We start from the raw sequence: 24,032 nt of genomic DNA, 5'->3' as shown, positions 1-24,032 counted from the left end.
ATCCGTGCTGTGCGGGGAATGGGCCCAGCATCACCTGGCATGTACGGGGCGCACCGGACGTCCCCTGGGGGCGCGGGCCTGCTGTGACTTCTCCCACCTGCTCTTGCCGGGGCATGAGTGTCTACGGCCGAGGCGCGGGCGGCCGGGCGGAGGCCGCGAAGTGAGGCCACTGCAGGCGCGGATCCGGAGCAGGCGGTGGCTGAGCGCTGCTCCGGCGGGGGACTGGCGCAGTGGGAGTCGGCCGTGGGGCCGCGTCGGCGGGCGGGGTCGGGGACTCTGCCACGCATGTGGAGAGGGCCACGACCGGTTGTCGTGGCCCTCTCACGGGTCATGTAGGGAACGGGGCCTGTCCCTGCCGGCGCGGCCGGAGACTCAGCGGGATCCGCTGTGTGTCAGTCCTTGCCGGTGAGCCGCCAGATCTGGTTCCTCTTGGTGGCCAGGGTGCTGCCGGTGTCGCACGTCGGTGCCGCCGCCGGAGTGGACCAGGCTGATGGTGGTCCCGTCGTAGTTGTAGAGCTGTGAGGCGGTGAACTTGACGGTGTTGGCGCCCTTGGTGAGGGTCACGGGGACGGTGTGGGTGGCGAACTGGTTCCAGTGGAGGGCGCTGGCGACGTTGACGCGCTTGGCGGAGCCGTCGTACTGGTTCTCTTTGGCCTACTGGCTCAGCCACTCGGTGGCGTTCAGGGCGAGGGCGGCGTTGGTGGCGCCGGTGTCGTTCCAGCCGTCGTAGAGGGTGTTGCCGGACTGGCCGGTGCCGTCGTCGATCGGCGAACTGTCGCCCCAGAAGGCGACCTTGCCGCTGCCGAAGGTGCTGGTCGCGAAGAAGGCGCCGGTGTTGCCGGAGTAACCGGTGCGGTAGAGCAGGCCCTTGACGTTCGCGTTGTCGGCGGGCTTGAGGGTGGCCGTGGTGCCGCTGGCGATCAGGCTCTTGGTGACGGTGCCGAAGGAGCCGTGCAGGACGGGGTTGCTGCTGTCGCTGATGGCCGACGGGTAGTCGGAGCTGATGCTCAGGGAGTCGATGGAGAAGCCGAACGGGTCGGTGGAGTCGACGCTGTTGTTGGTCATCAGGTCGTTGAGGATCTCGAGCGCGTCCTCGCCGTCGTTGTTGCGGTCGGCGCCGGTGTGGTCGGAGATCATGAAGAGGCCGCCGCCGTTCTTCACGAAGGTCATGATCGCGGTCTTCTCGGCGGTGGTGAAGAGCGTGTTGGGCTCGGGCAGGACCAGGGTGTCGAAGTTCGACAGGTCGGTGGCGGAGGAGCCGCCGTAAGTGAGGGCGCTCGTCGAGGTCTTGAGGCTGTAGTCGCCGGTCTTCTGGAGGGCGACGCCCCAGGAGGAGAGGGCGCCGGTCCAGTCGGTCTCCTTCGAGGGCGAGGAGCCCTGCCCGGTGGGGTCGGGCTGGCTGGTGGAGATGATCCAGTCCGCGTTGCCGGCGGTCTCGGCGTGGGCGTTGTCGAAGAGGACGCGGTGGGTGGTGGCCGCTGCGGCGGGGGTCGCGGCGGACGCCTGAAGGGTTGCGCCCGCGGTCAGCAGACCGAGGACGGTGAGGGCGGTGGTGAACCTGCGGGGGGTAGCGGTACCGAGGCCGAGCATCGCGTGAACCTCCGTGTGTGGGGGGCGAGTTGGGAGTAAGGAACACCGGTGCGGGGGCCGGTTCTTCGCGCGTAGAACAGTGGACGGATCATTGACATGTCCACCGCTTGACACGGCCAGGACGCTACACAGAAGATCGCCCGGGTCTGCAGAGGCGCCGGTGGGTTCACGTAGATCTCTTACTCGCAGACACCTCGCCGGGCCGGAGGTGAACGGTGTGACGGCCGATCCCTGGAGATCGGCCGTCACACCGCCGGGCACGTACAGCGAAGCGCCCGTCACCAGCCAGTACTGAAGGTCTCGCAGCCTCGCGACTTCCCGATGGGCCCGATTTCAGGCGGAGGTACCAGTGACCGCGGTGCCGGACCTGGTCAGTGTGTACGTCAGTCGCGCCCCGCTCCAGAAGTAGAAGGTGAGGGTCACGGCGGCGCCGTCGGTGACATCGCTGAAGAACGCGGTCGGCAAGGTGATCGTGCCCGCGGTGTAGTCCGGCGTGAAGGCCACGTTGAACTGCTTGTACGTCGTCCAGGACTGCGGACCGGCGGGGCTGCCGTCGGCATATACGGCTTCCATGGTCGCCAGCTTGTCCCCGTTGAACGCGGTGGGTATCACCAGCGAGGCGGTCGTACCCGTCGCGCTCGTCAGCACCGGCTTGTCATAGGTGATGACGTTGACGGCCCAAGGAGTTCCGTCCGTGAACCGGAGGGACAGGACGGCATTCGTGCCGTGCTCCTGCGACGTGGTCAGTCGGCCGAGCGTCGCAGCCGCGATCGTCAGCGTGCTGCCGCTGACGGTGTAGTCCACGCCCCGGATCAGATGGCGGGTGCCGACATCGATCCTCGTCAGCCTGGTGCCGTTGAGGTTCAGCGTGATCGTCGCGTCCGCCGGGGTCCTGCCCTTGGGCACGAAGAGCTGATCGGTGGAGGCGGTGCCGGAGCGCCCGGTCCAGCTCGAACGTATCTGCGCATAGAGGCTCGGGTCGTTCCATTGCATGGTGCGGCGGTTGAAGCGACTGCCGTTGTCCCACAGCATCGTGGTCAAGCCCCGGTATCGCGCGTAGTGGCCGAGATACTCGAGGTACTTGAGCGTCTCTCCCTCTTCGACCGTGCCGGGGCCGGAGTCCCAGCCGAGCAGCCCGTACTCACCGACGACGGCCGGGATCCCGTTGGCCACGAAGGCCTTGTGGACCAGGTCGAACGTGTCGGTCAGGTCCTGTTGGGTGGTCGCGTTGAAGGTCGTGTAGCCGGCGAGGTTCACGCTGAAGGGCCAGAAACTGTAGTAGTGGACCGAGGCCACGAGATTCGGGTCGTCGAGCGCGGCGAAGGTGGCGAGCAGGCTGTCGATCTTGGCCTGATCCGGGGTGTCCCCCAAGGTAGGCATGACAAGCAGCCGGTCGGCATTGCCTCCGCCGGTCGCGCGCACAACGGAGTGGAAGGTCGTGTTGAGCTCGTTCATCAGAACGGCGTTCTGCTGATCTCCGGAGCTGCCGGTGAAGAAGGGCTCGTTGACGCTCTCGAAAAGCAGTCGGCGCGGCTCGTCCCGGAAGGTGGCCGCGATCTGCTGCCAGGTTGCCGTGTACTGGGCCAGGACCGCGTCATGCTGGGCCGGCATGTTCAGCACCCACTGCCACGCGTCACCGTGCATGTTGATCAGGACGTGGAAACCATCGGCCAAGGCCCAGTCGACCACCTCCTTGATCCTGGCCAGGAACATCGGGTCGAGGGTGTAGGCCGGAGCCGGGCCCTCGTGCTGGCCCCAGGTCACCGGGATCCGGATGCTCCTGAAGCCCTGCGCCTTCAGCCTGCGGAAGAACGCCCGGGTCACCCGCGGGTTGCCCCACGCCGTCTCGTCGGCGCCGATGGCCTCAAAGGTGTTGCCCAGATTCCAGCCCGGCTGCATGTCTGCGACCACGTCCAGCGCGGACGCCGACGCGGCGGAACCAGCGGACCGAGCAGCGGCCTGGGCGGCCGATGGGGTGGACAACGCCGCGACGGCGAGGGCCGCGGAGGTCGTCATGGCCTGGCGGCGAGTGAAACCGGCTGAACTCGGCATAGAACTCTCCATTGAGTCGAAAGGCCTGCCCTCATGTCGGCGGCGTCAACTCAACGTCGAAGCGCTTCGACACGTTGCGGGAGCCTAGCGCAGCCTCGCGACGGAGAGAATGGGCTGATCCGCATGGAAACTGCATCGAGCCCGGAAGGCCTTGCGTCGAAGCGCTTCCCTGTCATGGGCGTCAGACGCGGTGTCGCGCAGGCCCGTCGGGGTTCCCTGCTCATCTGCCGCCGACGCCGACGCCGACGCCGACGGGATCGGCGGTCGCCCGGCGGAGCGTCTCACGCGGAGTGGGTCAGGGCGGGGGGATCTCACGCCTCCACTGCACCCGCGGTGACGGCCAGAGCCAGGGGCCGTGCACGGCCGTCTGCCGCCAGGTGAATTTTGGTGCTCAGCCCGCCGCGGGAGCGTCCGAGTGCGTGGTCGGCCGGCTCGTTTCGGCCTGCGGCCCCCTTCTGAGTGCTCCGGCGGCGTGCTGGTGGGCCCGGACGACGGTGGAGTCGACCGACACGGTCCGAGACCCGCGAGTCCTACCACGCCGCCGTCCCCATCGCCTCAATCCTGCTCTGGATCCGACCTTTGAAGAGATCTCCAGGGCCGGTCGTTTGTAACAGGCCCCAGCCGCACGCGTTAACGCAGGTCACAGGGTTGTTTGCGGCCTGGCGAGGGGCTTGAGCAACAACTGTGGCAGCTCCAGGATCGGGTCACCGCAGTCCCTCCCCGAGGGGCCGGAGCGCACCGGCGACACCCGCACCGCCGCCACCGCTGACCCACCCATCCTCCCAAGGAGCTCATCAGTGCTGACCTGGTTCAGTGGGCACCCGTTCCAACGGGTGCCGATACGGACGCTACGGACGCTGCTCATCGCCGTGCTGGTCGCCGCCGTGGCCGCCACGATCCTGGACGCCAGGGCACCGGCCCTCCGGGCCTCCCAGCCCAAGATCTCGGCCACGCAGTTCTGCGACGACTCGGTCAACGCGATCGAGGCCGCGTACGGCAAGCCGCCCCGCACGGTGACGACCGAGCCGGTCGTCACCGTGAAGGCCGCCTCGTACTCGCTCGACACCCAGCAGACGAAGATCGTGACCGTCAAGGCGAAGGAGGCCGCCGCCGACTGCGTGAGCAAGATGCACAAGGCGACGCAGGCCGGCTGGTCCTATCTGACCGCACGGGCGGTCGAGATCGCCGTGGACGCGGTGGTCACGATCCTCGCCTCCACGTTGATCTGCTCGCTCACCGGACCGGTCGGCTGCAAGTGGGGCGTGCGTATCGCGTCGTTCGTCGGCGGCTTCGTAGCCGCCCTGGCCTTCCAGTACCTGACCGACGGCTACCTCAACTGGAAGAGCGTCGGAGGCGCCTTCTTCGACGCCACGGCCTCCTTGCTGGCCTTCTCCGGCCTCGACAAGCTGGACGAGAAGTACGTCGGCCAGGGCGTCAGGGCCACGTTCAAGGAGATGGGCAACCTGCTCAAGACGGTGGGCAACCGCATCGGCAGTGCCGGACCGGCCATGGTCGGCAGCATCCAGAACGCCGCGGACTACATCCTGACCCACGCCACCGCATGGGCGTTCCCCGCGGCGTACACCGGCGGCGGGTCCGTCGAGCCGGTCATCGCCGAGAAGCGGGGCCAGCCCATCGCCAACGGCCTGCAGTTCCGCCTCCCCCACAACGCCTCCGGCTCCACCGTGCACGACGACCTGTACTCGGGCAGCTGGAACTCGCCGTACTACAACTGGGACGTCGCCGAGACGACGCACACCAACAAGGACGGCGCGGTCGGCTACCTGATCGGCCAGGGCAACTCCTGCCTCGGCTACACCTCCTCCGGCTACGCGGTCCTCAAGACCTGCAACTACAACGACCACACCCAGTGGTGGTTCGTCGACGGCGACGAACTGATGGCGGACACCGGCCAGTGCATGGCCGAGGTGGAGAACACCCAGTCGCGCCACATGGGCCGCTGTGACGGGCTGAACGTCCGGGCGAACCCCCAGAACTGGGACGACCAGTTCATCGTGACCCCGCCCGGCGGCACCTTCATCCCGGACACCGTCGGCAACTGGAAGAGCCACCTGTCCTACTACGAGCACGCGTGACAGCACCACGCCGCCGAGTGCGGTGAAGCAGGCCCGGGCCGGTGACCAAGGTCACCGGCCCGGGCGTTGTCCGATACCAGTCGGTTCCGTCATAGTCCAAAAGCACTGTCTTGAGATGCTTTTGGGGAGCTTAGATTGGGTCGTCCCGAGCGCCCGGTGGACCCGGACGCCGGTCCGGTTCAGCGGTTCGCCCACGAACTGCGGCTGCTGCGCCAGAAGGCGGGCAGCCCGTCGTACCGCGAGATGTCCCAGCACACCGGTGTGTCGGTGACGACGCTGTCGCGGGCCGCGGCGGGTGAGCGGCTCCCGTCGGCGGCGGTGACGCGGGCCTACGCGCGTGCGTGCGACGCGGACCCGGGCGAGTGGGAAGCGCGCTGGAAGGAGGCCGCGGAGGAGGCCGCCGGGGTCCAGGCGGCGGCCCGTGACGGCGCGGGCACCGCCGAGGACGACGCGAAGTCGCCGTACCGGGGGCTGGCCCGCTTCGAGCCGGGTGACCGGGACCTGTTCTTCGGCCGTGACCGTCCGGTGGCCGAGCTGCTGGAGCTGGTGCGGGAGCACCGGTTCGCCGCCGTGTTCGGGGCGTCGGGCAGCGGCAAGTCCTCGCTGCTGCGCGCCGGGCTGATCCCGGCCGTCCAGGAGGCGGCGCAGGGCCTGGGACGCCCGGCGGCACTGCGGATCCTCACTCCGGGAGAGCGCCCGGCGGCCACGTACGGCCCTCTGCTGGCGCCGAAGGACGGTGAGCCCGACACCTGGCTGATCATCGACCAGTTCGAGGAGGTGTTCACCCTCTGCCGGGACCGGGCCGAGCGCACCCGCTTCATCGACCTGCTGCTCACGGCCAAGGACCCGGACTCCCGGCTGCGTACGGTGATCGCGATGCGCGCCGACTTCTACGGGCGGTGCGCCGAGCACCCGGAACTCACCGAGGCACTGCGGCGCTGCGGCCTCCTGGTGGGGCCGATGAGCCCGGCGGAGCTGCGGGAGGCGGTCACCGGCCCGGCCACCGCGGCCGGACTCGTGGTCGAACGCGAGCTGGCCTCGCGTCTCGTCGAGGAGGTCGTCGACCAGCCCGGCGCGCTCCCGATGCTCTCGCACGCGCTGCTGGAGACCTGGCGCCGCCGCCGCGGCCGCATCCTCACCCTCGCCGCGTACGAGGCGGCGGGCGGCGTCCACGGCGCGATCGCGGCCACCGCGGAACACGCGTACGGCACGTTGACGCCCGCCCAGGAGGGCGCCGCCCGCCGTCTGCTGCTGCGGTTGATCGCGCCGGGCGAGGGCACTCCCGACACCCGCCGCTCGGCCACCCGCGCGGAACTGGACGAGTGGTCCGACCCCGAACTGCCGGTGGTCGTCGAGCGGCTGGCCGCCGCCCGGCTGCTCATCCTCGACGGCGACACCGTGGAACTCGCCCACGAGGCGCTCATCACCAGCTGGCCGCGGCTGAGCCGATGGATCGACGAGGACCGCGTCCGGCTGGTCGCCCACCGCAGGCTGGCCGAGGACGCCCGCGCCTGGCTGGAACTGGGCCGCGACCAGGGGGCCCTGTACCGGGGTGTACGCCTGGAGCGCGCCGCGGAACTCTTCGCGCCGGGCGAGCGGTCCCCGGGCGAGCCACCGCCGTCTGAGCGGTCCCCGGGCGAGCGGTCCCCGGGGGAGCCGTCGCCTGACGCCCGGCAGGAGCACCTCACCTCGGCCGAGCGCGCGTTCCTGAACGCGGCTCTCGCCGCACGCGACGCGGAGCGGCACGCCGTCGCCCGTACCAGGCGGCGGACCCGGCGCCTGGCCGCCACGCTCTCCGCGCTGCTTGCAGTGGCGCTGGTGATCAGCCTGGTCGCCTGGCAGCAGCACGGCACCGAGGTGCGGGACGAGGAGGACACCGCGGCCCGGCGGGTCGCCGCGGTGTCCGACACCATGCGGACCACGGACCCGCGGACCGCGATGCTGCTGAGCCTGGCCGCCTGGCGGATCGCGCCCCTGCCGGAGACACGTGCGGCCCTGCTGGACGCCCTGGCCCAGCCCGAGCGGGACGCGTTCACCGATCCCGCGCAGAGCGACACGGCCTCCCGCTTCCTCGTCCGCTCCGGCCGTGTCCTGCTGAGCGTCGACGGACGGGCCTGGCGAACCTGGAGCACCGTCACCCACCGGGCCATCGCCTCCGGGCGGCTGCCGGCAGGCACCTCGGGAACGTGGGCGGCCAGCCGCGACGGCAGGCTCCTTGAGCTCGACGGCGACTGGGGCGAGCGGCTGTGGGACCTCGCCTCGGGCCGCTGGGCCGGGCCGGCGGCGGTCTCGTCGCAGTACCTCGTCTCCTTCGTCGCCGACCCCCGGAGCTATCTCGTAAGCGCCATCGAGCAGCCGCGGCAGCAACTGCGTGCCGTCTCGGACGGCCGACTGCTGTTCGAGGCCCGGACGGACAGCGAGACGAACGTGGCCGCCACTGCGGACGGCCGGCTGGTGGCGGTCTGCCCCGCCGCCGGCCCCATCCAGGTCCGCGACCTGGCCTCGCACCGCGACCTGGCGGGTGCCTGGACGAGCGCGGGCGCGAACACCTGCGGCGACGACAACTCCCGCGTGGAGTTCGACCCCCGCGGCCACCTGCTCGCGGCGGTCTCCGAGACGGACGTACATGTCTGGGACACGGCATCGGGAGAGCAGGTCGCGGACATCGCCTACCCGGACGCCGCGTCCGTGTCCTTCAGCGGGGACGGCGGTTTCCTGGCCGCCTCCGGCCCCGCCGAGCTCGCCGTATGGCGGCTCTCTGCGCCCGATGCTCCCGTCTTCCGCCACTCCCTCAACGACCAGCGGCCGCAAGGCGCCATCGCCTGGGACCCCGACCGGCCCGAGGTGCGGTACCTCGAAGGGGGCACGGTGCACACGCTCGCTCTGGGGCCGGCGACCACCTCCGCGTGGCGTGGCACCCCGCTGGGCGCCGCGCTGCTGAGCCCGGACGGCCGTACGCTCGCCACCGCCGAGCAGTCCGACAGCGGCTACGCGTTCCGGCTGCGGGACACGGGCGACGGCCGCCTGCTCCGTACGCTGCCCGCCGCCCCTCCTCCCGCCGTCGACGGCGGAGCCGGGCCGGCGGCGACGGACGCCGTGCCGCTGCCACTGCTGGCCTTCAGCCCGGACGGCACGGCCTTCGCGTACGGCCTCTCCGCGCCGGGCCGGGGCGCCTCGGCGCAGTCGCTGGCCCTCTGGGACCTCGCGCGTGGTCGCATCCGCACGACGCTTGCCCTGGCACCGTCGCCGGCCGCCGCAGCGGTGGAGCTCATCGCCCTCAGCCCCGGCGGACGGCTGCTGGTGACCGTCCGCGATCAGTCCGACGGCCAGATCGGCGAGACGTGGGACACCACGACCGGCCGCAGGACCGCCGTGCTCGGCGACATGAACCCCACCGCGCTGGCGTTGCGGCCGGACGGCCGTCTGCTCGTCACCGGCGACCGCCTCACCACCCTGCCCTCCGGGGCCGGTACGGCGCGAGCACTGGGCCTGGGAGAGGAGATCGAGACGGTGGCCTTCAGCGCGGACGGCTCCCGGGCCGCGGTCGGCGACGCGTCGGGGCGCGTCGCCCTGTGGGACGGCGGCCTCACCCACCGGCTCGGCGTCCTGCCCAGCGTCTTCCCCGTCCCCCCGGCGAACGGCTCTCCGGAGGCCGTCGGCGCCCTCGCGTTCAGCCCGGACGGCGGCACCCTCGCCGTCGCCGGCGACTCCGGCTCGCTCCAGCTGTGGAACACCGCCGACCAGCAGCCCCTCGGCAGCGGCCTCACCACCCCCGGCGAGGGCATCACCTCCCTCGCCTTCACCCCGGACGGCGCCACCCTCCACGCCAGCAGCCTCCACGTCCCCCTCCAGCGCTACACCGTCAGCCCCTCGTACGCAGCCGACCGGATCTGCGCCCGCGCCGGAACGACGCTGTCCCGGGCCCAGTGGCGCACCTACATCCCCGACGCCTCCTACCGCGGCGTGTGCCCGGCGATCGGTTGAGCGCGGGCCCCAGTGACGGACTCCCGCCCGAACACGGGTGCTTGTACTCGACCGCACCGCGTTCTACGACACCCGCCCCTACTCTCACCTGCGCGTCGAGTTCGAGCGACGCCTTCAGGCCCTGCAGCAGGCCGGCGACGTTCCCGACCCCCGCGAAGCCCAGATCACCTGCGTCAAGACGGAGAACGCCAAGCTCAGGGAGCGGCTGGACCGATTGAAGCAGACGATCGACGAGCTCACTGACTTCCACACCCAGGCCCTGGCCCGGCTCGCCGCCCAGCACGAGGAGATCATCCGCCTCCGTGAGGCCGCTGCTGGAACCAGCTGGGTGAGTCGTCTCCCTTCACCGCGGACCATGGTGATCGGAACCGGCAGTTGAACGACGATCCCTGCTCGGTCGGACGGCAGGCCCGGGGAGGTAACCGAGGTTCTTGATGACGCGCTCACGCAGGAGGAGGTACTCCTCCCAGCCCCGAGGCAGAGGCCCCGGCGGGCGCTCGACGACACGGGTGCGGTGACAGTCTGGCCATCCTGGAACTGCTCGCGCGTCAGGTCGAGCTCCACACCGCTGGGCAGCCGATTCCACCAGTGAAAGCCTTGCTGTTCCCCGCCGCAGTGGACTTCTCCAACCATGAGGTCGCCACCGAAGATGTCGTTCACGATCAGAGCCGTGATGTCACAGTGGCCCCACGCAGGGTTGCTGGGCTGCCAGCTGCAGCGAGCGAGGTCGTCCGGGGAACAGGTGTCGGCGGCCCAACTGGCGCGCAGACCTGTGTCGATGTCCAGCAGGTTCCAAGGGATCACCCCGCCGGCATCGCAGCCGCCACTGACATAGCCAGACCGCCGGGGAGACGCCTTGTCAGCTGCCGGACCCGGACTGCAGATATCGGCGCAGAGCTTCCCGTCCTCCCGGAACGAAGAGCCATTGATCGACGACCTCGCACAATTCGGCCTCAGTCAGCCAGCCCTGCCAGGCGATCTCACCCGGCTCGAGGGCCAGGGGCTCTGTCACACGCGGCGACCTGCACCACGTACTACATCTCGTCGTCCCCCAACGTGTACCTCAGCGGCCCGGGCAAGAGCACGATCGAGGGCAGCGCCATCACCGCCGAGAGGGGCAGCATGTAGGCGCAGACGGAGAACGCCCGCCGCCGAAAGGCCGTCGCCGCCCACCAGGTCATCTTCGGCCCGGTGCAGTACACCGAATCGAACGTCCGACAGCGCCCTTCGGTCCTACTTCACCGCGCACCGCGGCGACTTCCGGCACCAGTCGTTCGCCGCGGCACGCGAGGAGGTCCGGCAGGCGTACGTCATGGACCGCTACCAGGCGGTGATCGGCCGCCTCACGGCATCGGCCCACGTCAGCGTGCACCACGCGGTGTTCGACGCCCTCCCGGTCAGCTGACCCACTGACAGTTCAGGGTCCTTCCCCCAGGGCCGTTACCGCAACGGAACGAGCACGCTTCACACGAGTGATCACACCATGCGTAGGCGGAATCTGCAGCGGCTGCTTCGATGAGGAAGCCTTCTGCTTGATCGTTTGCGCCCTGGGCGGTGGAGGCAAGGCCCGCCGTCGTGGGGCCTTCCGGAAGGGCCGACCGCCCGGACAGCGCGGCCCTGCGCGTACCACGGGTCGGTGAGCGGCTGTCAGCCGGACGCATGGACCAGGGGAGGAGTAGGCGTGTCGCGTCAGCCCTTCACCGAACGGGCCGAGCCCCACAGGGCGCCCGGGTTGACCCGGTCCGGGTGGATCTCCAGCATCGCTTGGTAGAGCTCCTCAGTGGAGGCGGTGCGCGCGACGCAGTCCTCGAAGTCATCGATGTACGCGCGGGTCTCGGCGAGGATGCCCGGGGAGTCAGGTCGGCCGGGACGCTTGTGCCCCGCCACCACATGGTCGGCTCCGAGGCCGGCAATCACGCCGAGCGCCTCCTTCCACGCCTTGCGGCCCTCGCTCGGCGACTCGGCGAGATAGAGGTGCACGTCGTTGTAGGCGGCATCCCCGGCGACCACGAGCCCGATGGACGGGACGTGCAGCGCGGTCGTGTCGTCGGTGTCGGTGTGACCGAGCGGCACGACCGTCAACTCCCGGCCCTCGAGTTCGAGCACCCGGTCCTCCATCGGGTCGGCTGCCACGAGGCGGTCCGGGATCTGGCCCGGGAACCTCGCGTTCCAGAAGCTCTCGACGAAGCCCGGCTCCATCTGCTTCGCCATGTGCTCGACGACCGCCGGCGTGGCGACCGCTCGGGCGTTCGGGAAGCGCTCGAGGAGGGTCGCCAGCCCGAACCAATGGTCTCCGTGCCCGTGGGTGACGTAGACCGTCGTCAGATTCCGGTCGTACGATTCCACCCACTCGGCGAGCGCCACGGCTTGCTGGACCGTCATGACCGGGTCGACGAGTACCGCGTCCCGCTCGCCGTAGACGAGCGTCGAGGAGATGGGCGACCACATCCGCCGCTCCACACCGGGCGGCAGATCACTGATCTCTGTGGGGATCGAGGGTGAGATGTGGACCGCGTATCGAAGGTCCTTCTTACCGGCCAAGGCCGACTCCTGTCGTTTGGTTGTCATGGGGCCCGTGCCCCGCGGTCGAGGCGGCCGTGTCGGGGCGCACTCGTTCTATGCCTGCAGATACTTCTGGAACCAGTCGAGTGCTTCCGAGCATGCGCGCTCGAACTGGGCGCGGTACGGGTCGAAGTGGCCGCCGGGGATGAGGATCAGCTTCTTGGGCTCGAGGGCGTCCTCGTAGGCCTCGAGAGCGACGTCGGTCACCGTCAGGTGATCGTCCTTGGCGACGATCATCAGCAAAGGCGTGGGGGACACCCTGCGGATGAGCGACCCAGGCTCGTACATGCGCGCCATGCGGGTGGAGCGCACGGTCACCTTGTTCTCCCAGACTCCCTCCGGCAGCTCCTGGAGATAGAAGTCGACCGCGTCGCCGGAGTAGTAGGAAGCGCGGACCGCCGGATCGCTGCTGACGATCTGCTGGTACTGGAGCGGTTCCCCGCGGGCGGCGCTGCGCTCCTCCTCCGCGAACCCCTCCTCAAGGGAGGGAACGAGATGCGGAGGCACCCGCCGAAGCCCCTGCCGGTAGCCGCTGATGTTCGGGACCTGCGCGACGACGGCCTTCAGGCGCCGGTCCGTGGCACCGAGCACGATGGCGTGCCCGCCGGCGTAACTGCTTCCCCAGACACCGAGCCGGTCCGGATCGACCTCGGGCTGCGCCTCCAGGAAGGAGATCGCCCGACGCCAGTCCTCGGCCTGCACCCACGGATTGACGTCCTGACGTGGCCCCCCGTCGCTGGCGCCGAACGTGCGGTGGTCGTGGAGGAGTACGGCGAAGCCCACCTCGGCGAACCGCCGGGCGAAGCCCTCCAGGGCGTGCTCCTTGACGCCCGCGTAGCCGTGAGCCATGGAGATGGCCGGATGCGGGCCTTCGCCTTCGGGTACGAAGTACCAGCCGCGCAGGGTCACTCCACCGTCGGCGGTGAAGGCCACGTCTCGCCTGTCAACCATGGTTCCTCTTTTCCTTACTGGCACTCCTGCCGCGCGGGGTGGGTGGGGCGCCGGTGGGGTGGGCTGCCGTCGGGGGCCGTCGGCGAGCCAGGAGTCGATCTGCTTCCAGCCCTCGGACCACTCCGGGTCGAGCATCATGGTGTGTCCGACGCCGGCGATTTCCCGGAGTCGCGCCCCGTAGCGCCGCGCAGTGGCCCGTACGGAGACGAGGGGCACGAGCCGGTCCTTCGCGGCGGCGAGTACCAGGGCCGGCAGCGGCGGCACGCGTGTCGGCCGGTGGAAGAGGAACTGGTACTGGACGAACGGGGAGTCGGGGGTCAGGCGCTTGCTCGCCTCGGCCGTCGCCGGGCCGTCCGGGTGGGCGTAGAGGATGTGGGGACCGAGCTTGATCGGCCTGCCGGCCATGTAGCGCGGCACTTCCCACGGCTGCCGGCGCAGTACCGCCAGAATCGTGTGCACCGCGGGGCGTGGGGGCAGCGGAGCGACCAGGATCATGGCAGCGGCGTTCGCCGCCGCGGCCGCGCGTTGGACGACGAGCGCGCCCATGGAGTGCCCGATCAGCACGACGGGCCCCGGGAGCGAGCGTGCGGCGCGGACGACGTCGGCCTCGTAGTCGCTCAGCGCGGAGCGGGCGGCGGTGCCGCCGCTGCCGCCGTGGCCGCGCAGGGAGACCGCCCAGCTGTCGTGTCCGGCCGCGGCCGCCGCGGCCATCCAGTCCTCCCAGACCCAGGCGGCGTAGCCCAGACCGTGCACGAACAGCAACTGGAGTGTTCCGGGTGCCACGGGTCTCAGTGGCGCGGCGTGGAGCATCTCCAGTGCCGGTTCCCCGGTGAGACCTGGAAGCGTTGTTGCTCTCATAGCGGCGGACCCTAACAGCCAAGTACATAGGTGACAACGGTATGACTCTGTCATTTCTCAGGTGGTGCACACCTGGCGTTGTCACATATGTAAGCGCTACGCTCCTGTACGCATCAGGGGTCGTCCCTCTCGCCCCGCGCTTCCCCGGGGCTATCCGCACCCGGTACCGACCGGGAATCGAGCCGGCCATCGTCGCGGGCGCCGAGCAGGCCGAGACCGGCAGCCCTTCGGATGAGGCGTTCAACGGAGAGTGCAAATGATCATCGATACGGCATCGCTCGACGCCAGGTCGAGCTACAAACTTCTCATCGGTAGCGTTCTGCCGCGCGCGATCGCCTGGGTCAGCACCCGGTCGACCGCGGGCATCGGCAACGTGGCCCCGGTGTCCTTCTTCACCGTCGTCGGCCGCCTTCCCCCGATCGTGTCGATCTCCCTTCAGCCCCGCTCCGACGAGGTCACCCTGAAGGACACGTTCGTCAACATCCGGGACACCGGTGAGTTCGTGGTGAACATGGCGTCGATCGGCCATGCCGACGAGGTGCACCGCTCCGCCTTCGAGTTCGACTCGGAGGTCGACGAATTCGAGGCACTCGGCCTGGAGAAGGGCGAGTCCGAGGTGGTAGCGGCGCCCCGGATCGCCGACGCCCCTGTCTCCATGGAGTGCGTGGTCGATCGGATCATCGCCATGCCCCCGATGCCGGACCACGTGGTGTGGGGGCGCGTGGAGCGCTTCCACGTGCGCGACGACCTCTACCTGCCCGGCGGGCGCATCGACATCGGTGCCCTGGGGGCCGTTGGGCGTCTGGCCGCCGAGTACTCGCTCGTCGACAACATCTTCACCACCCCCCTTCCCGAGGAGCTCGTCGAGCGTCTGCGCGTGACGCGCAGCGCGCGGCTCGATGAACGTCCGACGGACTTCTCGCCCATCGACACGGCGGAATGGTCGCCTTCCGGATCAACGAGGACGGAACCGAAATGACCAGAGACCTTGTTCGCACCGACCCAGTCGGTACCGGCGGTGGCGAGGCGCTCCCGCAGGCGCCGACACTGCTGCTCGTCCACGGCTTCCTGGACGATGCCACCGTCTGGGACGGCTTCGTCGAAGCCCTGAAGGGAGCCGTGGCGACGGCGCGTATCGATCTTCCGGGTTCCGGGACCCGTGCGTCCTGTGCCGAGGACACGGAGAAGCTGAGCCTGGCCCTGTTCGCCGACGAGGTCGCATCCGTCGTCGACGACATCAAGGGACCCGTCGTCGTGGTGGGCCAGAGCATGGGCTCCCAGGTTGCCGAACTCGCGGCCGCCGCCCGGCCCGGGCGCGTCGCCGGACTGGTTCTGCTCACGCCGGTCCCGCTCGGGGGCACCCGTCTGCCGGAGGAAGCCGTCGTGCCGTTCCGGGCACTCGGCGGGAACGCGGAGGCCCAGCGTGCCGTTCGCACCCAGCTCTCGCCGGCGCTCGACAAGGAGGCACTGGACGCGCTGGGCCGCAGCGGCCTGCTGGTTGCTCCGCCCGTGGTCGCACGGTACGTCGACATCTGGAACAACGGTGTCGAGGAGGCACCGGAACCGAGCGCGTACTCCGGCCCCGTCCTCATCGTCCGCGGCGACAGCGACGGCTTCGTCACCGAGGAAGTTGTCACCGGCGCCATCGCGCCTCGTTTCCCTGTTGCGCGTCAGGCGACGGTTCCCGGCGGTGGGCACTGGCTGCACGTGGAGTACCCCCACGCCCTGGCCCGCGAAGTCCTCGGCTTCCTCCAGAACCTGAATGCCGGCGATGCGGCTTCGGGCTGGCGCAGCGGCTTCTCGGAACATTCCGAGAACACCTTCGCCCAGGGCTTCGCCGAGGATGTCGTGCTGGAGGCCAGCATTCTTGCCCGGCCGATCGCCGGTCGGGCTCTCGTCGCCTCTGCTCTCGCGGCCGCGAGCACCATCTACGAGTCGCTGGAGTTCACGGCCGAGGCCTCCGACGCGACCACGACATACCTGCAGTGGAAGGCGACGGCGTTCGGCGGAGTGGAGTTCTCCGGCGTCACTCTTCTGGAGAAGAACGCAGAGGGCGATGTCGTCCGGGCGGCGATCCACCATCGTCCGCTCGGAGCAGTCCTGCGATTCTCCGCCACGGTCCGCGACCGGCTGGCCGGCATCGTCCCGCCTGACCACTTCTATGCGGGCGACCCGCAGCCCGCTCAGGGCGCATAGCCCAGTTCCCCGTCTGTCCCGTGCGGCCACCTTCGGTAACCGTGTCCGCAGGAAAGAAATGGAAGACCGATGAGCCATCTTGGTTTCGACATCAACGACCACGTCGCCGAGATCGTCCTGGACAACCCGCCGCAGAACCGTATCGACGAACAGATGGCCGAGGAACTGCTCGCAGCGGTCGAGAAGGCGGAGTCATCGGGGGCGCGGGCGATCCTGCTGCGGGCCGAAGGGCCTGACTTCTGCTTCGGCGGGGACATCGTCACATGGCCCGAACTCGACGTGCGGCAGCTGCGGATGCTGTTCGAGCGGTACATGTTCGCCTTCAACCGCTTCGAGCAGATTCCCGTGCCAGTTATCGCGGCGGTGAACGGCCTGTGCTTCGGCGGGGGCTTCGAACTCGCCCTGCGCTCCGACGTGATCTTCGCCGGCGAGGGCGCCCGGTTCGGGCACCCCGAGCAGACGCTGGGCCTAGTCACCCTGCTGGGCGGCATCTACCGATCGGCCGCTCGTGCGGGCCGTGCCAGGGCCTACGAATGGGCACTGACCTCGGAACAGGTTCCCGCTGCCACCATGGCGCAGGCCGGAGTCGTCAACCACGTCCTGCCCGATGCCGAAGTCCTCGAGGCCGCTCGGGCGTTCGCCCGCAAGGTGGCCGCAGGGCCCACCCGGGCGCACGCCGCGCACAAGGCGCTGCTGCGGATGTGGGAAGCCGGTGGCGTGAAGGCCGCCGACGACTCGATGTTCGACATCGCCATCCCCCTGTTCGAGTCCAAGGATGTGGCTGTCGCTCTCACGTCGGCCGTGACGGCCTACAAGGCAGGACGGCCCCGACCCACCGTCGACTTCACCGGGGAATAGGTCCCCTCGCGGGGCCGTCCTGCAGGCGGCCCCGCTCGTGCGGTCTGGCCATGGGTCACAGGTGAAAGCGATAGGCTCTTACAGAGGCTATGCAAGAACCCTGACGGCACCAGGAGGACACGATGAGTGCGGCGGTCCAATGGCCGGCCTCGGCTCGCTATGAGGAAGTCGAACACAACGCCCCAGGCGGGCTGGGATTCGTACAGGACCTCTTGAACACGGCGAGCCTGGGCAAGCCACGCCGGCCTGACCTCCTGGAGTCCGTCGATACGGCGGAGCAATGGCTCCGGTCCTCCCTCGCAACGCTGAGCAGTACCGACTCCAGCGCTCCTTCCGTTCCATGCCCCCTTGATGCACGGGGCCTCGGTCGCCTCCGATCGCTGCGCGACGACCTCCGTGCCGCGCTGGCCACCGGTCATGCCGACGAACCTCCCGCCGCCGTCGCCGCACCGTCGATCGAGACGACGGCAGCCGTCAGTCTGGACTCCGGAGGCGCGCGGCTACACGCTCGCGGCAAGGGTGTCGAACTTCTTCGCTCGTACGTCATGATCCAACTGGCCGCCGCCACGTATGCCGACACGATGCGGCGACTGAAGGTGTGTGCGAACCCTCGCTGTCGCGGCGCGTTCTACGACCGCTCCAAGAACTGCTCGCGTCTCTGGCACGACGTCACCACCTGCGGGAACACCCAGAACGTACGGGCTTATCGGGCCCGTCTGAAGGAACGCGGGCTCTCCTCGGCGCGTTGATGCGACGGCATCCGCAAGCGGACGCCGTCGCGCGCGGTGCGGGCGCTGCCGAAGATGCTCAGTCACAGAGACCGAGTCAGCCCGGCCGGACGGCGACGCCGAAGCATGGCTGACGCCTCTCGCCGCGGCACGCTGGGAAACCTCGCCGTACGGTGTGATCTGCCCGGCGGAGTTCGCGGGATGCGCGTCGGCTGCCGCTTCGTCACGCAGGCCGTCTCCAGCTTGAGCCCCGTGCGGCCGCGCGTCGAACGCGGGCGTCGCTGATCGCGGGGCGGGCTCTGCAGGCGGCCTTCGCTGCCCTGGTCACACCTACGTCACTCGTCCCGCTCCTGCCGGAATTCCCCTCAGCCGGCCCGCCCGGTCCGGAGCCGCCGCCCAGTAGCTGTCTGTGCCGTTTGCGCTCGGCTCGGCGATGACGCATGGCCCAGTTGCCCAGCGGAAGTGCGGCACAGCCCGTCAACAACTTGTCTTGTACATAGTCATTAGTCTTTTGGCTAAGTATGAATCGCTGCTCCCGATGTACTGTTACCGCCAGCAGGGCGGCGTTGAGGCCGCTTCGTGAAAGGGTGATGTCACGCGTCCGCCCGGCGCAGTAGATATCGGTGCAGCGGCTTTGCCACCGCGCGCGCCAGTGCATCGACGCGGGCTTCTCGGGCCCGGGCAAGTTCCTGCTCCAGCATGGATTCCACACCCGCACCTGTCCGGCCGGGGACTGTTCCTTTCATCGCCACGGGCACTGTACTTATCCGGCCCAAGGGAGGTTCGTCGCGCCGGCCGAGGCGACGGCCGCTTCCCGACTGTCCCGGTCTGCCAGATCCGGCACGGGCAGGCCGGCCACGACCCTTCGCGCGCGTCCTCCTAGAGTTCGAAGCCGCTGCGGCAGAGATCCTCCACCTCGGCGCCCAGTGGGCGCGGGCCCGGCCAGGGGGGTGAGGATGACCGTCGGCCTCATCGCGGCCGCACTCTCCGGCTTCGGGGGCGACGGGCGGCCGCCAGGGGCTGCGCCGTGTCCCCGCCCGGACGAAGCCTCAGAAGACCGCCCCGGCGAACGTCGTAAACCGATCGGTTTTCGTTTTGTCCATATCGAGTTAACCTCGCGGCATGACCACCGCAGTGAAGCCAAGTACCAGAGAGCGGCTGCTGGAGGCAGCGGCCACGCTCACCTACCGAGACGGCGTCGCCATCGGTGTCGAGGCGCTGTGCAAGGCGGCGGGGGTGTCGAAGCGCTCCCTGTATCACTGTTCGCGAGCAAGGACGAACTGCTGGCGGCGAGCCTGAAGGGGCGCGCCTCCGCCTTCGTTGCCGAGCTGCTGCCCATGACGGACGACGACCACTCACCCCGCGAGCGGATCCTGTACGTCTTCGACCAGTTGGAGGAGCAGGTGGGTGCGCCTGACTTCCAAGGCTGCCGGTACCTGGCTGCCCAGATCGAGCTCAAGGACCAGAGCCACCCGGCAAGCCAGGTGGCCCACCGGGTCAAGGAGAATCTGACCGCCTTCTTCCGTGCCGAGGCCGAACGGGGCGGGGCACGCCATCCCGACCTGCTGGCCCGGCAGCTCAGCCTGGTCTTCGACGGCGCCAGCGCCCGCGCGGGGATCGGGGCCGACAAGCTGACCGGGCTCGTCACGCCCACCGTGACCACCCTGCTCGAGGCGGCAGGCATGCACTGACGCATCCCCTTTTCGGGCAGGCACCGTGACCGTGTGCCCTCCCCAGGTCGATGGCTCCCGTCTCTGATGCCCCGCAATCGAGGGGGGTCGGGTGGTCGTAAGGGTGTTGACTGGCGTGCCGCGCGCCAGGAAGGCCGTCGGCTCGTCGACGTCAGCGCCCAACAGCAGGTGCGCGGCTTCCGAGGGGCTCATCCCCTGCTGCTGGAGCGTTTGGGCGTGCCGTAGTGGCCCTTGAGTGTGGAACCGGCGACCGCTGTGCGGATGACACGCTCGCTTGTCTCCTGCGCGCTGACCCTGTCGCTGCGGATGACAAACTCAGCCTTGCGCTCGGAAACCGATCGGTTTACTATGTTGGAAACCGGTCGGTTTCTCAATGGATCCAAGGGCTGGTCCGTGGTCACGTCCCCTTCGGGCGGGCCCTACCCGAATCACCGTCTGCAGCAGTTCACACAAAGGGAAGCCAGCGAGATGCCGAGCACAGAGCCACGTCCCACGATTCACATCCCGGGAACCACCAGCCACACCATCGCCCCGCGCGAAGGACACGGCAGCGACGAGGGGACCCTGCGTTACCTCAGAGCGGGCGCAGGCGCTCCCGTGGTCCTGCTGCACACCGTGCGCACCCAGGCCGAGCACTTCCGCTCCCTCATCCCGCTGATCGCGGACCAGTACACCGTGTATGCCCTCGACCTGCCGGGGATGGGCTACTCCGAGATCGTGCCCGGTGCGTCGTACGACGAGCCGGCCATGCGTGCGGGCGTCAAGCGGCTCCTGACCGAACTCGACCTCCACGACGTGACCCTGGTCGGGGAGTCCATGGGGGCGGTGCTCGCCCTGACCACCGCGGCCGACCTGCCCGAGCGGGTCCGGCGCGTCGTCGCGGTGAACGCGTACGACTTCCGCGGCGGTATCGCCCGGTCCAGTCTTCTCGCCCGTGTGGTGGTCAGCGGTGTCCTCACTCCGGGGGTGGGCGCGGTGGTCGCCGGGGTGGAACCCAAGCCCGTCGTCCGCAGGATCCTGCAGGGCGGGCTGGTCGACAAGAGCGCGCTGCGGGAGGACTACCTCGACGAACTCCTCCAGGTGGGCCGCCGCCCCGGCTACCCGAGCGTCGCCCGGGCCGTGTACCAGAGCATGCCCAGCCTCATCGCCGCCCGCTCGCGCTACCCGGAGGTCAAGGCACCCGTCCACCTCGTCTACGGGGAGAAGGACTGGTCGCGGCCCTCGGACCGGCAGGCCGACAAGGAGCTGCTGCCGGCCGCCGATTTCACGCAGGTGCCGGGAGCAGGCCACTTCATCGCCTTGGAACGGCCCGACCTGCTGGCCGACCTGCTGAACGCGGTGGCGTGACCGCCCCGAAAGCGCTGTAGTCACCCCCGTTCGGGTGTAGTGCGGGACGTGGACCACGCTCGACCATGTGTCTGACAGCGTCGTCGCATGCAAAGGAGCAGCGCGTGGCGGAGATACGGATCGAGTTCGATGTTCCGGCGGAGATGCGTGACGGCACGGTGCTGCGCGCGGATGTCTACCGGCCCGGAGGTACGGGGCCGTGGCCGGTGTTGCTGGCCCGGCTGCCCTATGGCAAGCAGACCCCGATGATGGGCGTCGTACTCGATCCGCTGGCCGCGGCCAGGCGTGGCTTCATGGTGGTCATCCAGGACACCCGGGGTCGGTTCGCCTCCGAGGGCGAGTGGGAGCCGTGGACGTACGAGGGGAGCGACGGCTACGACACCGTGCGGTGGGCCGCCGCGCTGCCCGGTGCGAACGGTTCCGTCGGCATGATCGGCGGCAGCTACTTCGGCAACACCCAGTGGATGGCGGCGCTGTCGAAGCCGCCGGAGCTGAAGGCCATCGCGCCGATGATCACCTGGTCCGATCCGGAGGACGGTCTGTGGACGCGCGGCGGCGCGATCGAGCTCGGCATCACCGCGCCCTGGACGCTGATGCACGGCGCCGACACCCTGATGCGACGTCACCGCACCGACCTCGACGGACTCGTGAGCGGCGTCACCGGACTCGTACGGGACCTGGACGGTCTGGCGCGCGGCGGTTACGGGGAGCTGCCCGCCGGGCGGTTTCCCGCGTTCGCCCGGCACGATCTGCCTGAGCTGGGCTACGAGCGTTCCCGGCGGGAGCCCGAGTGGGCGCGGTCCTGTACTGTCGCGGGCCGCCACGACGAGGTCGACCTGCCCACCTTCCAACTCGGCGGCTGGTACGACATCTTCACCCAGGGCACGCTCGACAACTTCATCGCCATGCGCCGCGCCGGCCGGTCCGCCACGTTGATCATGGGCCCGTGGACCCACACCAACTGGCAGCACGTGGTCGGTGACGTCAACTTCGGATTCGCTGCGCACTCCGAGTTCATGGGCATGCGGGGACGCGTGCACGACCTGCAGTTCGACTGGTTCCAGCGCCTCCTCGGCGACGGCGGCGGCGAGGCTCCGGAGCCGGACACGGGCAAGGTGCTGCTGTTCGTCATGGGCGTCAACCAGTGGCGCGAGGAGACGGAATGGCCCCTGTCGCGGGCCGTGGACACCGACTTCCACCTGCGCGGCGACGGACGCCTGACCCCCGAGCCGCCGTCCACCGCCGAGCAGGCCGATCAGTACACCTACGACCCGATGGATCCGGTGCCCACCACCGGCGGCGCGCTCCTGATGACCGACGACTTCCGTCCCGGACCGCTGGACCAGGCGGCCGTGGAGGCGCGCGAGGACGTCCTGGTCTTCACCACCGAACCGCTCACCGAGGACGTCGAGGTGACCGGCCGGGTCCGGGCGGTGCTCTTCGCCGCCACCGACGGCCCCTCGACGGACTGGGTGGCCCGCCTGTGCGACGTCGACGAGAACGGCGTCTCGCGCAATGTGACCGACGGCATCGTGAGGGTGCGCGCGGCGACGCCGGGCGAGGCGGCCGAGCACGTCGTGGACCTGTGGTCGACCAGCATCGTCTTCAGGGCGGGTCACCGGATACGGGTTCAGGTCACCTCCAGCAACTTCCCCCGCTGGGACCGCAACCTCAACACGGGCGAGCCCGAGGAGAGCGCGACCACGGCCCGAACGGCCCGCCAGCAGGTTTTCCACGACCTCGCTCGACCGTCCCGCATCGTCCTGCCCGTGGTGCCTCCGGCCTGACCGGGAGCGAGGGGAGAGCCGGCCGATCCGTTGCTCCGGCGGGCAAGGGCGCCGAAGTAGCCATGTCGGCTCGGTCGAAGGGGGCAGGCATCCTGCGGCGGAGGCGATGACCTCCACCAGGGCGCCTGCCCCTCGGCAAATGCCGCGGTGAAGATTTCCTCGGTCAGCAGACCGACCACGTTCTGCCCGGCGGCCTGCGATGACGCGGCCGGATACGGAGATGGCGGCCATCTGGTCGAGTACGGCGCCGGGGGCCTGCCAAGGGGGTACGAGTGGCCCGCCTGCTCCGGGGACGTCCGGCGTGCCGCGTCAGGTCACGGTCGGCGACCATCTGCCAGCCGTCGGCGATCTGGTCGATCAGGGAGTCCAATTCCCGGCGGTGGCTCCGGGGTCGGGGGGAGCGTGTGGTTCCAGTTGCCGTGAAGTTGTCGCGGGCCAGCGCAAGAACGGCGACCTGCAAGGGGGCAGGGTGCTGCCCCGTGAGGTAGCGGCGATTGTCCGGCTCGGCTCGTACTCGCAGCGGCCTTGGTCGTGGCGCTGCCGGGTCTCCAGCGGGGCGGGGGAGTCCCAGGTCGGGTGCTTCCGCAGCTGCCGGCGGTAGTGGCAGGTCTCGATGACGCGTTGCCCCATGCGGGGATTGTCAATCGATCACCCTCCGGATAGTGATCCAGAGGGACGATCTTGCTGGTCAGGGGTGGTCCGGATGGATCGAAGCGGTCCCTTTTCCGAGCTGAGGGTGAACGGCGATGTCGACGGGGCGACTCGTGGCTGTCCCGTCGGGCGAACGCGCTACGGCATCGTGTGGTCGATGGGCGCCATCCGCTCGATCGACAGCCGGGTCAGCCGCATGGCCTCGATGAGTTCCTCGGTCCTCGCGGGGGTTGAGCCGGTCGATGGGGATCGAGCAGCTGATTGCGTCGATCGGGGGGTGGTGAACCGGAGTGAGAATCCGTAGCAGACGACGCCGACGAAGTTCTCCTCGTTGTCGGTGGCGTATCCGCGCTCGGCGGTGGCCCGCAGGTCCTTGATCAGAGCGTCGTGGTCGGTGTGGGTGTTCGGTGTGAGGGGCTTCAGCGTGTTGGGGACATGGTCGGCCAGGTCGGTGTCCTGTGGGCAGCGAGCCGCCGGCACGCGCGACTGCGAACACCAGCCCCGCACCTCCGAGTCGCGGGTGTACCGGACGATGACCGCAGTGATACCGCGTCGGCTGACCGGAGCGACCGCGAGGCGTGGACGGCCGTCCGCAACCCCGCCGCCCCCGACCTGGTCGTCGGCCACGCAGCCGCGGCGACCCCCGAGCAAGCCCGCGCGGCGGTCGCCGCCGCGGATGCC

16 protein-coding genes and 3 pseudogenes are annotated in these 24,032 nt (G+C 69.6%); 10 read left to right on the top strand and 9 right to left on the bottom strand.

The annotated features are described in order from the left end of the window. Positions 1-372: 372 nt before the first annotated feature. From QF027_RS07295 to QF027_RS49540, 4 genes and pseudogenes are all read right to left on the bottom strand, one after another. Positions 373-564, bottom strand: a complete 192-nt coding sequence (locus tag QF027_RS07295) for a hypothetical protein (RefSeq protein WP_307073524.1) — start codon at positions 562-564, stop codon at positions 373-375. A gap of 90 nt (positions 565-654) precedes the next feature. Next, entirely contained in the window at positions 655-1,590 is a 936-nt protein-coding gene (locus tag QF027_RS07290) for a hydrolase (protein ID WP_307073522.1), read from the bottom strand. 333 nt (positions 1,591-1,923) lie between these two features. Further along, a complete protein-coding gene (locus tag QF027_RS07285) occupies positions 1,924-3,642 on the bottom strand; it encodes a cellulase family glycosylhydrolase (protein ID WP_307073520.1) in 1,719 nt (572 codons plus the stop codon). A 326-nt stretch (positions 3,643-3,968) separates the two neighbouring features. Continuing rightward, positions 3,969-4,156, bottom strand: a pseudogene (locus tag QF027_RS49540) (IS5/IS1182 family transposase); the annotation flags it as partial. A gap of 283 nt (positions 4,157-4,439) precedes the next feature. Here QF027_RS49540 and QF027_RS07275 point away from each other — a divergent pair. The 3 genes from QF027_RS07275 to QF027_RS07265 all read left to right on the top strand — a co-directional run bounded on the left by QF027_RS07275 (position 4,440) and on the right by QF027_RS07265 (position 10,101). Beyond that, positions 4,440-5,738 carry a hypothetical protein gene (locus tag QF027_RS07275; protein WP_307073518.1) on the top strand — a complete coding sequence of 433 codons (1,299 nt, stop codon included), beginning with the start codon at positions 4,440-4,442 and terminating at the stop codon, positions 5,736-5,738. A 135-nt stretch (positions 5,739-5,873) separates the two neighbouring features. Beyond that, a complete protein-coding gene (locus QF027_RS07270) occupies positions 5,874-9,722 on the top strand; it encodes an nSTAND1 domain-containing NTPase (RefSeq protein WP_307073516.1) in 3,849 nt (1,282 codons plus the stop codon). A 37-nt stretch (positions 9,723-9,759) separates the two neighbouring features. Then, positions 9,760-10,101 (top strand): hypothetical protein, encoded by a 342-nt coding sequence (locus QF027_RS07265; protein ID WP_307073514.1) that lies wholly within the window; start codon positions 9,760-9,762, stop codon positions 10,099-10,101. Between the two features lie 170 nt (positions 10,102-10,271). On the opposite strand, the pseudogene QF027_RS50000 reads toward QF027_RS07265, so the two are convergent. The 4 genes and pseudogenes from QF027_RS50000 to QF027_RS07245 form a co-directional block, all read right to left on the bottom strand. Continuing rightward, positions 10,272-10,526, bottom strand: a pseudogene (locus QF027_RS50000) (YunG family protein); the annotation flags it as partial. A gap of 230 nt (positions 10,527-10,756) precedes the next feature. Continuing rightward, entirely contained in the window at positions 10,757-10,924 is a 168-nt protein-coding gene (locus QF027_RS07255) for a hypothetical protein (protein ID WP_307073512.1), read from the bottom strand. A gap of 487 nt (positions 10,925-11,411) precedes the next feature. Next, positions 11,412-12,263 (bottom strand): MBL fold metallo-hydrolase, encoded by an 852-nt coding sequence (locus QF027_RS07250; RefSeq protein ID WP_306985037.1) that lies wholly within the window; start codon positions 12,261-12,263, stop codon positions 11,412-11,414. 75 nt (positions 12,264-12,338) lie between these two features. Beyond that, positions 12,339-14,018: an alpha/beta fold hydrolase gene (locus tag QF027_RS07245; protein ID WP_307073510.1), complete on the bottom strand. Its 1,680-nt coding sequence runs from the start codon at positions 14,016-14,018 to the stop codon at positions 12,339-12,341. Between the two features lie 331 nt (positions 14,019-14,349). On the opposite strand from QF027_RS07245, the gene QF027_RS07240 reads away from it, so the two are divergent. The 7 genes and pseudogenes from QF027_RS07240 to QF027_RS07210 all read left to right on the top strand — a co-directional run bounded on the left by QF027_RS07240 (position 14,350) and on the right by QF027_RS07210 (position 22,700). Next, positions 14,350-15,072, top strand: coding sequence for a flavin reductase family protein (locus QF027_RS07240; RefSeq protein WP_306985040.1), 723 nt, complete (start codon positions 14,350-14,352; stop codon positions 15,070-15,072). Next, a complete protein-coding gene (locus QF027_RS07235) occupies positions 15,069-16,289 on the top strand; it encodes an alpha/beta fold hydrolase (RefSeq protein ID WP_307073508.1) in 1,221 nt (406 codons plus the stop codon). Before QF027_RS07240 ends, QF027_RS07235 begins: the two co-directional genes overlap by 4 nt. A 69-nt stretch (positions 16,290-16,358) precedes the next feature. Further along, positions 16,359-17,147, top strand: a complete 789-nt coding sequence (locus QF027_RS07230; protein ID WP_307073506.1) for an enoyl-CoA hydratase/isomerase family protein — start codon at positions 16,359-16,361, stop codon at positions 17,145-17,147. 122 nt (positions 17,148-17,269) lie between these two features. Then, entirely contained in the window at positions 17,270-17,896 is a 627-nt protein-coding gene (locus QF027_RS07225) for a CGNR zinc finger domain-containing protein (protein ID WP_307073504.1), read from the top strand. A 1,101-nt stretch (positions 17,897-18,997) separates the two neighbouring features. Then, a pseudogene (locus tag QF027_RS07220) lies at positions 18,998-19,566 on the top strand (TetR/AcrR family transcriptional regulator). 468 nt (positions 19,567-20,034) lie between these two features. After that, positions 20,035-20,913: an alpha/beta fold hydrolase gene (locus QF027_RS07215; RefSeq protein WP_307073502.1), complete on the top strand. Its 879-nt coding sequence runs from the start codon at positions 20,035-20,037 to the stop codon at positions 20,911-20,913. A gap of 104 nt (positions 20,914-21,017) precedes the next feature. Continuing rightward, positions 21,018-22,700 (top strand): CocE/NonD family hydrolase, encoded by a 1,683-nt coding sequence (locus QF027_RS07210; protein ID WP_307073500.1) that lies wholly within the window; start codon positions 21,018-21,020, stop codon positions 22,698-22,700. Between the two features lie 789 nt (positions 22,701-23,489). On the opposite strand, the gene QF027_RS07205 is transcribed toward QF027_RS07210, so the two are convergent. Then, on the bottom strand, positions 23,490-23,978 hold the full coding sequence (locus QF027_RS07205; protein ID WP_307073498.1) for an IclR family transcriptional regulator domain-containing protein: 489 nt from the start codon (positions 23,976-23,978) through the stop codon (positions 23,490-23,492). Positions 23,979-24,032 lie beyond the last annotated feature (54 nt).

Source organism: Streptomyces canus, from assembly GCF_030816965.1.
GTDB classification, from domain to species: domain Bacteria; phylum Actinomycetota; class Actinomycetes; order Streptomycetales; family Streptomycetaceae; genus Streptomyces; species Streptomyces canus_E.
The sequence above is the reverse complement of the archived record's forward strand: the minus strand, read 5'-3'. Positions and strand labels throughout refer to the sequence as shown.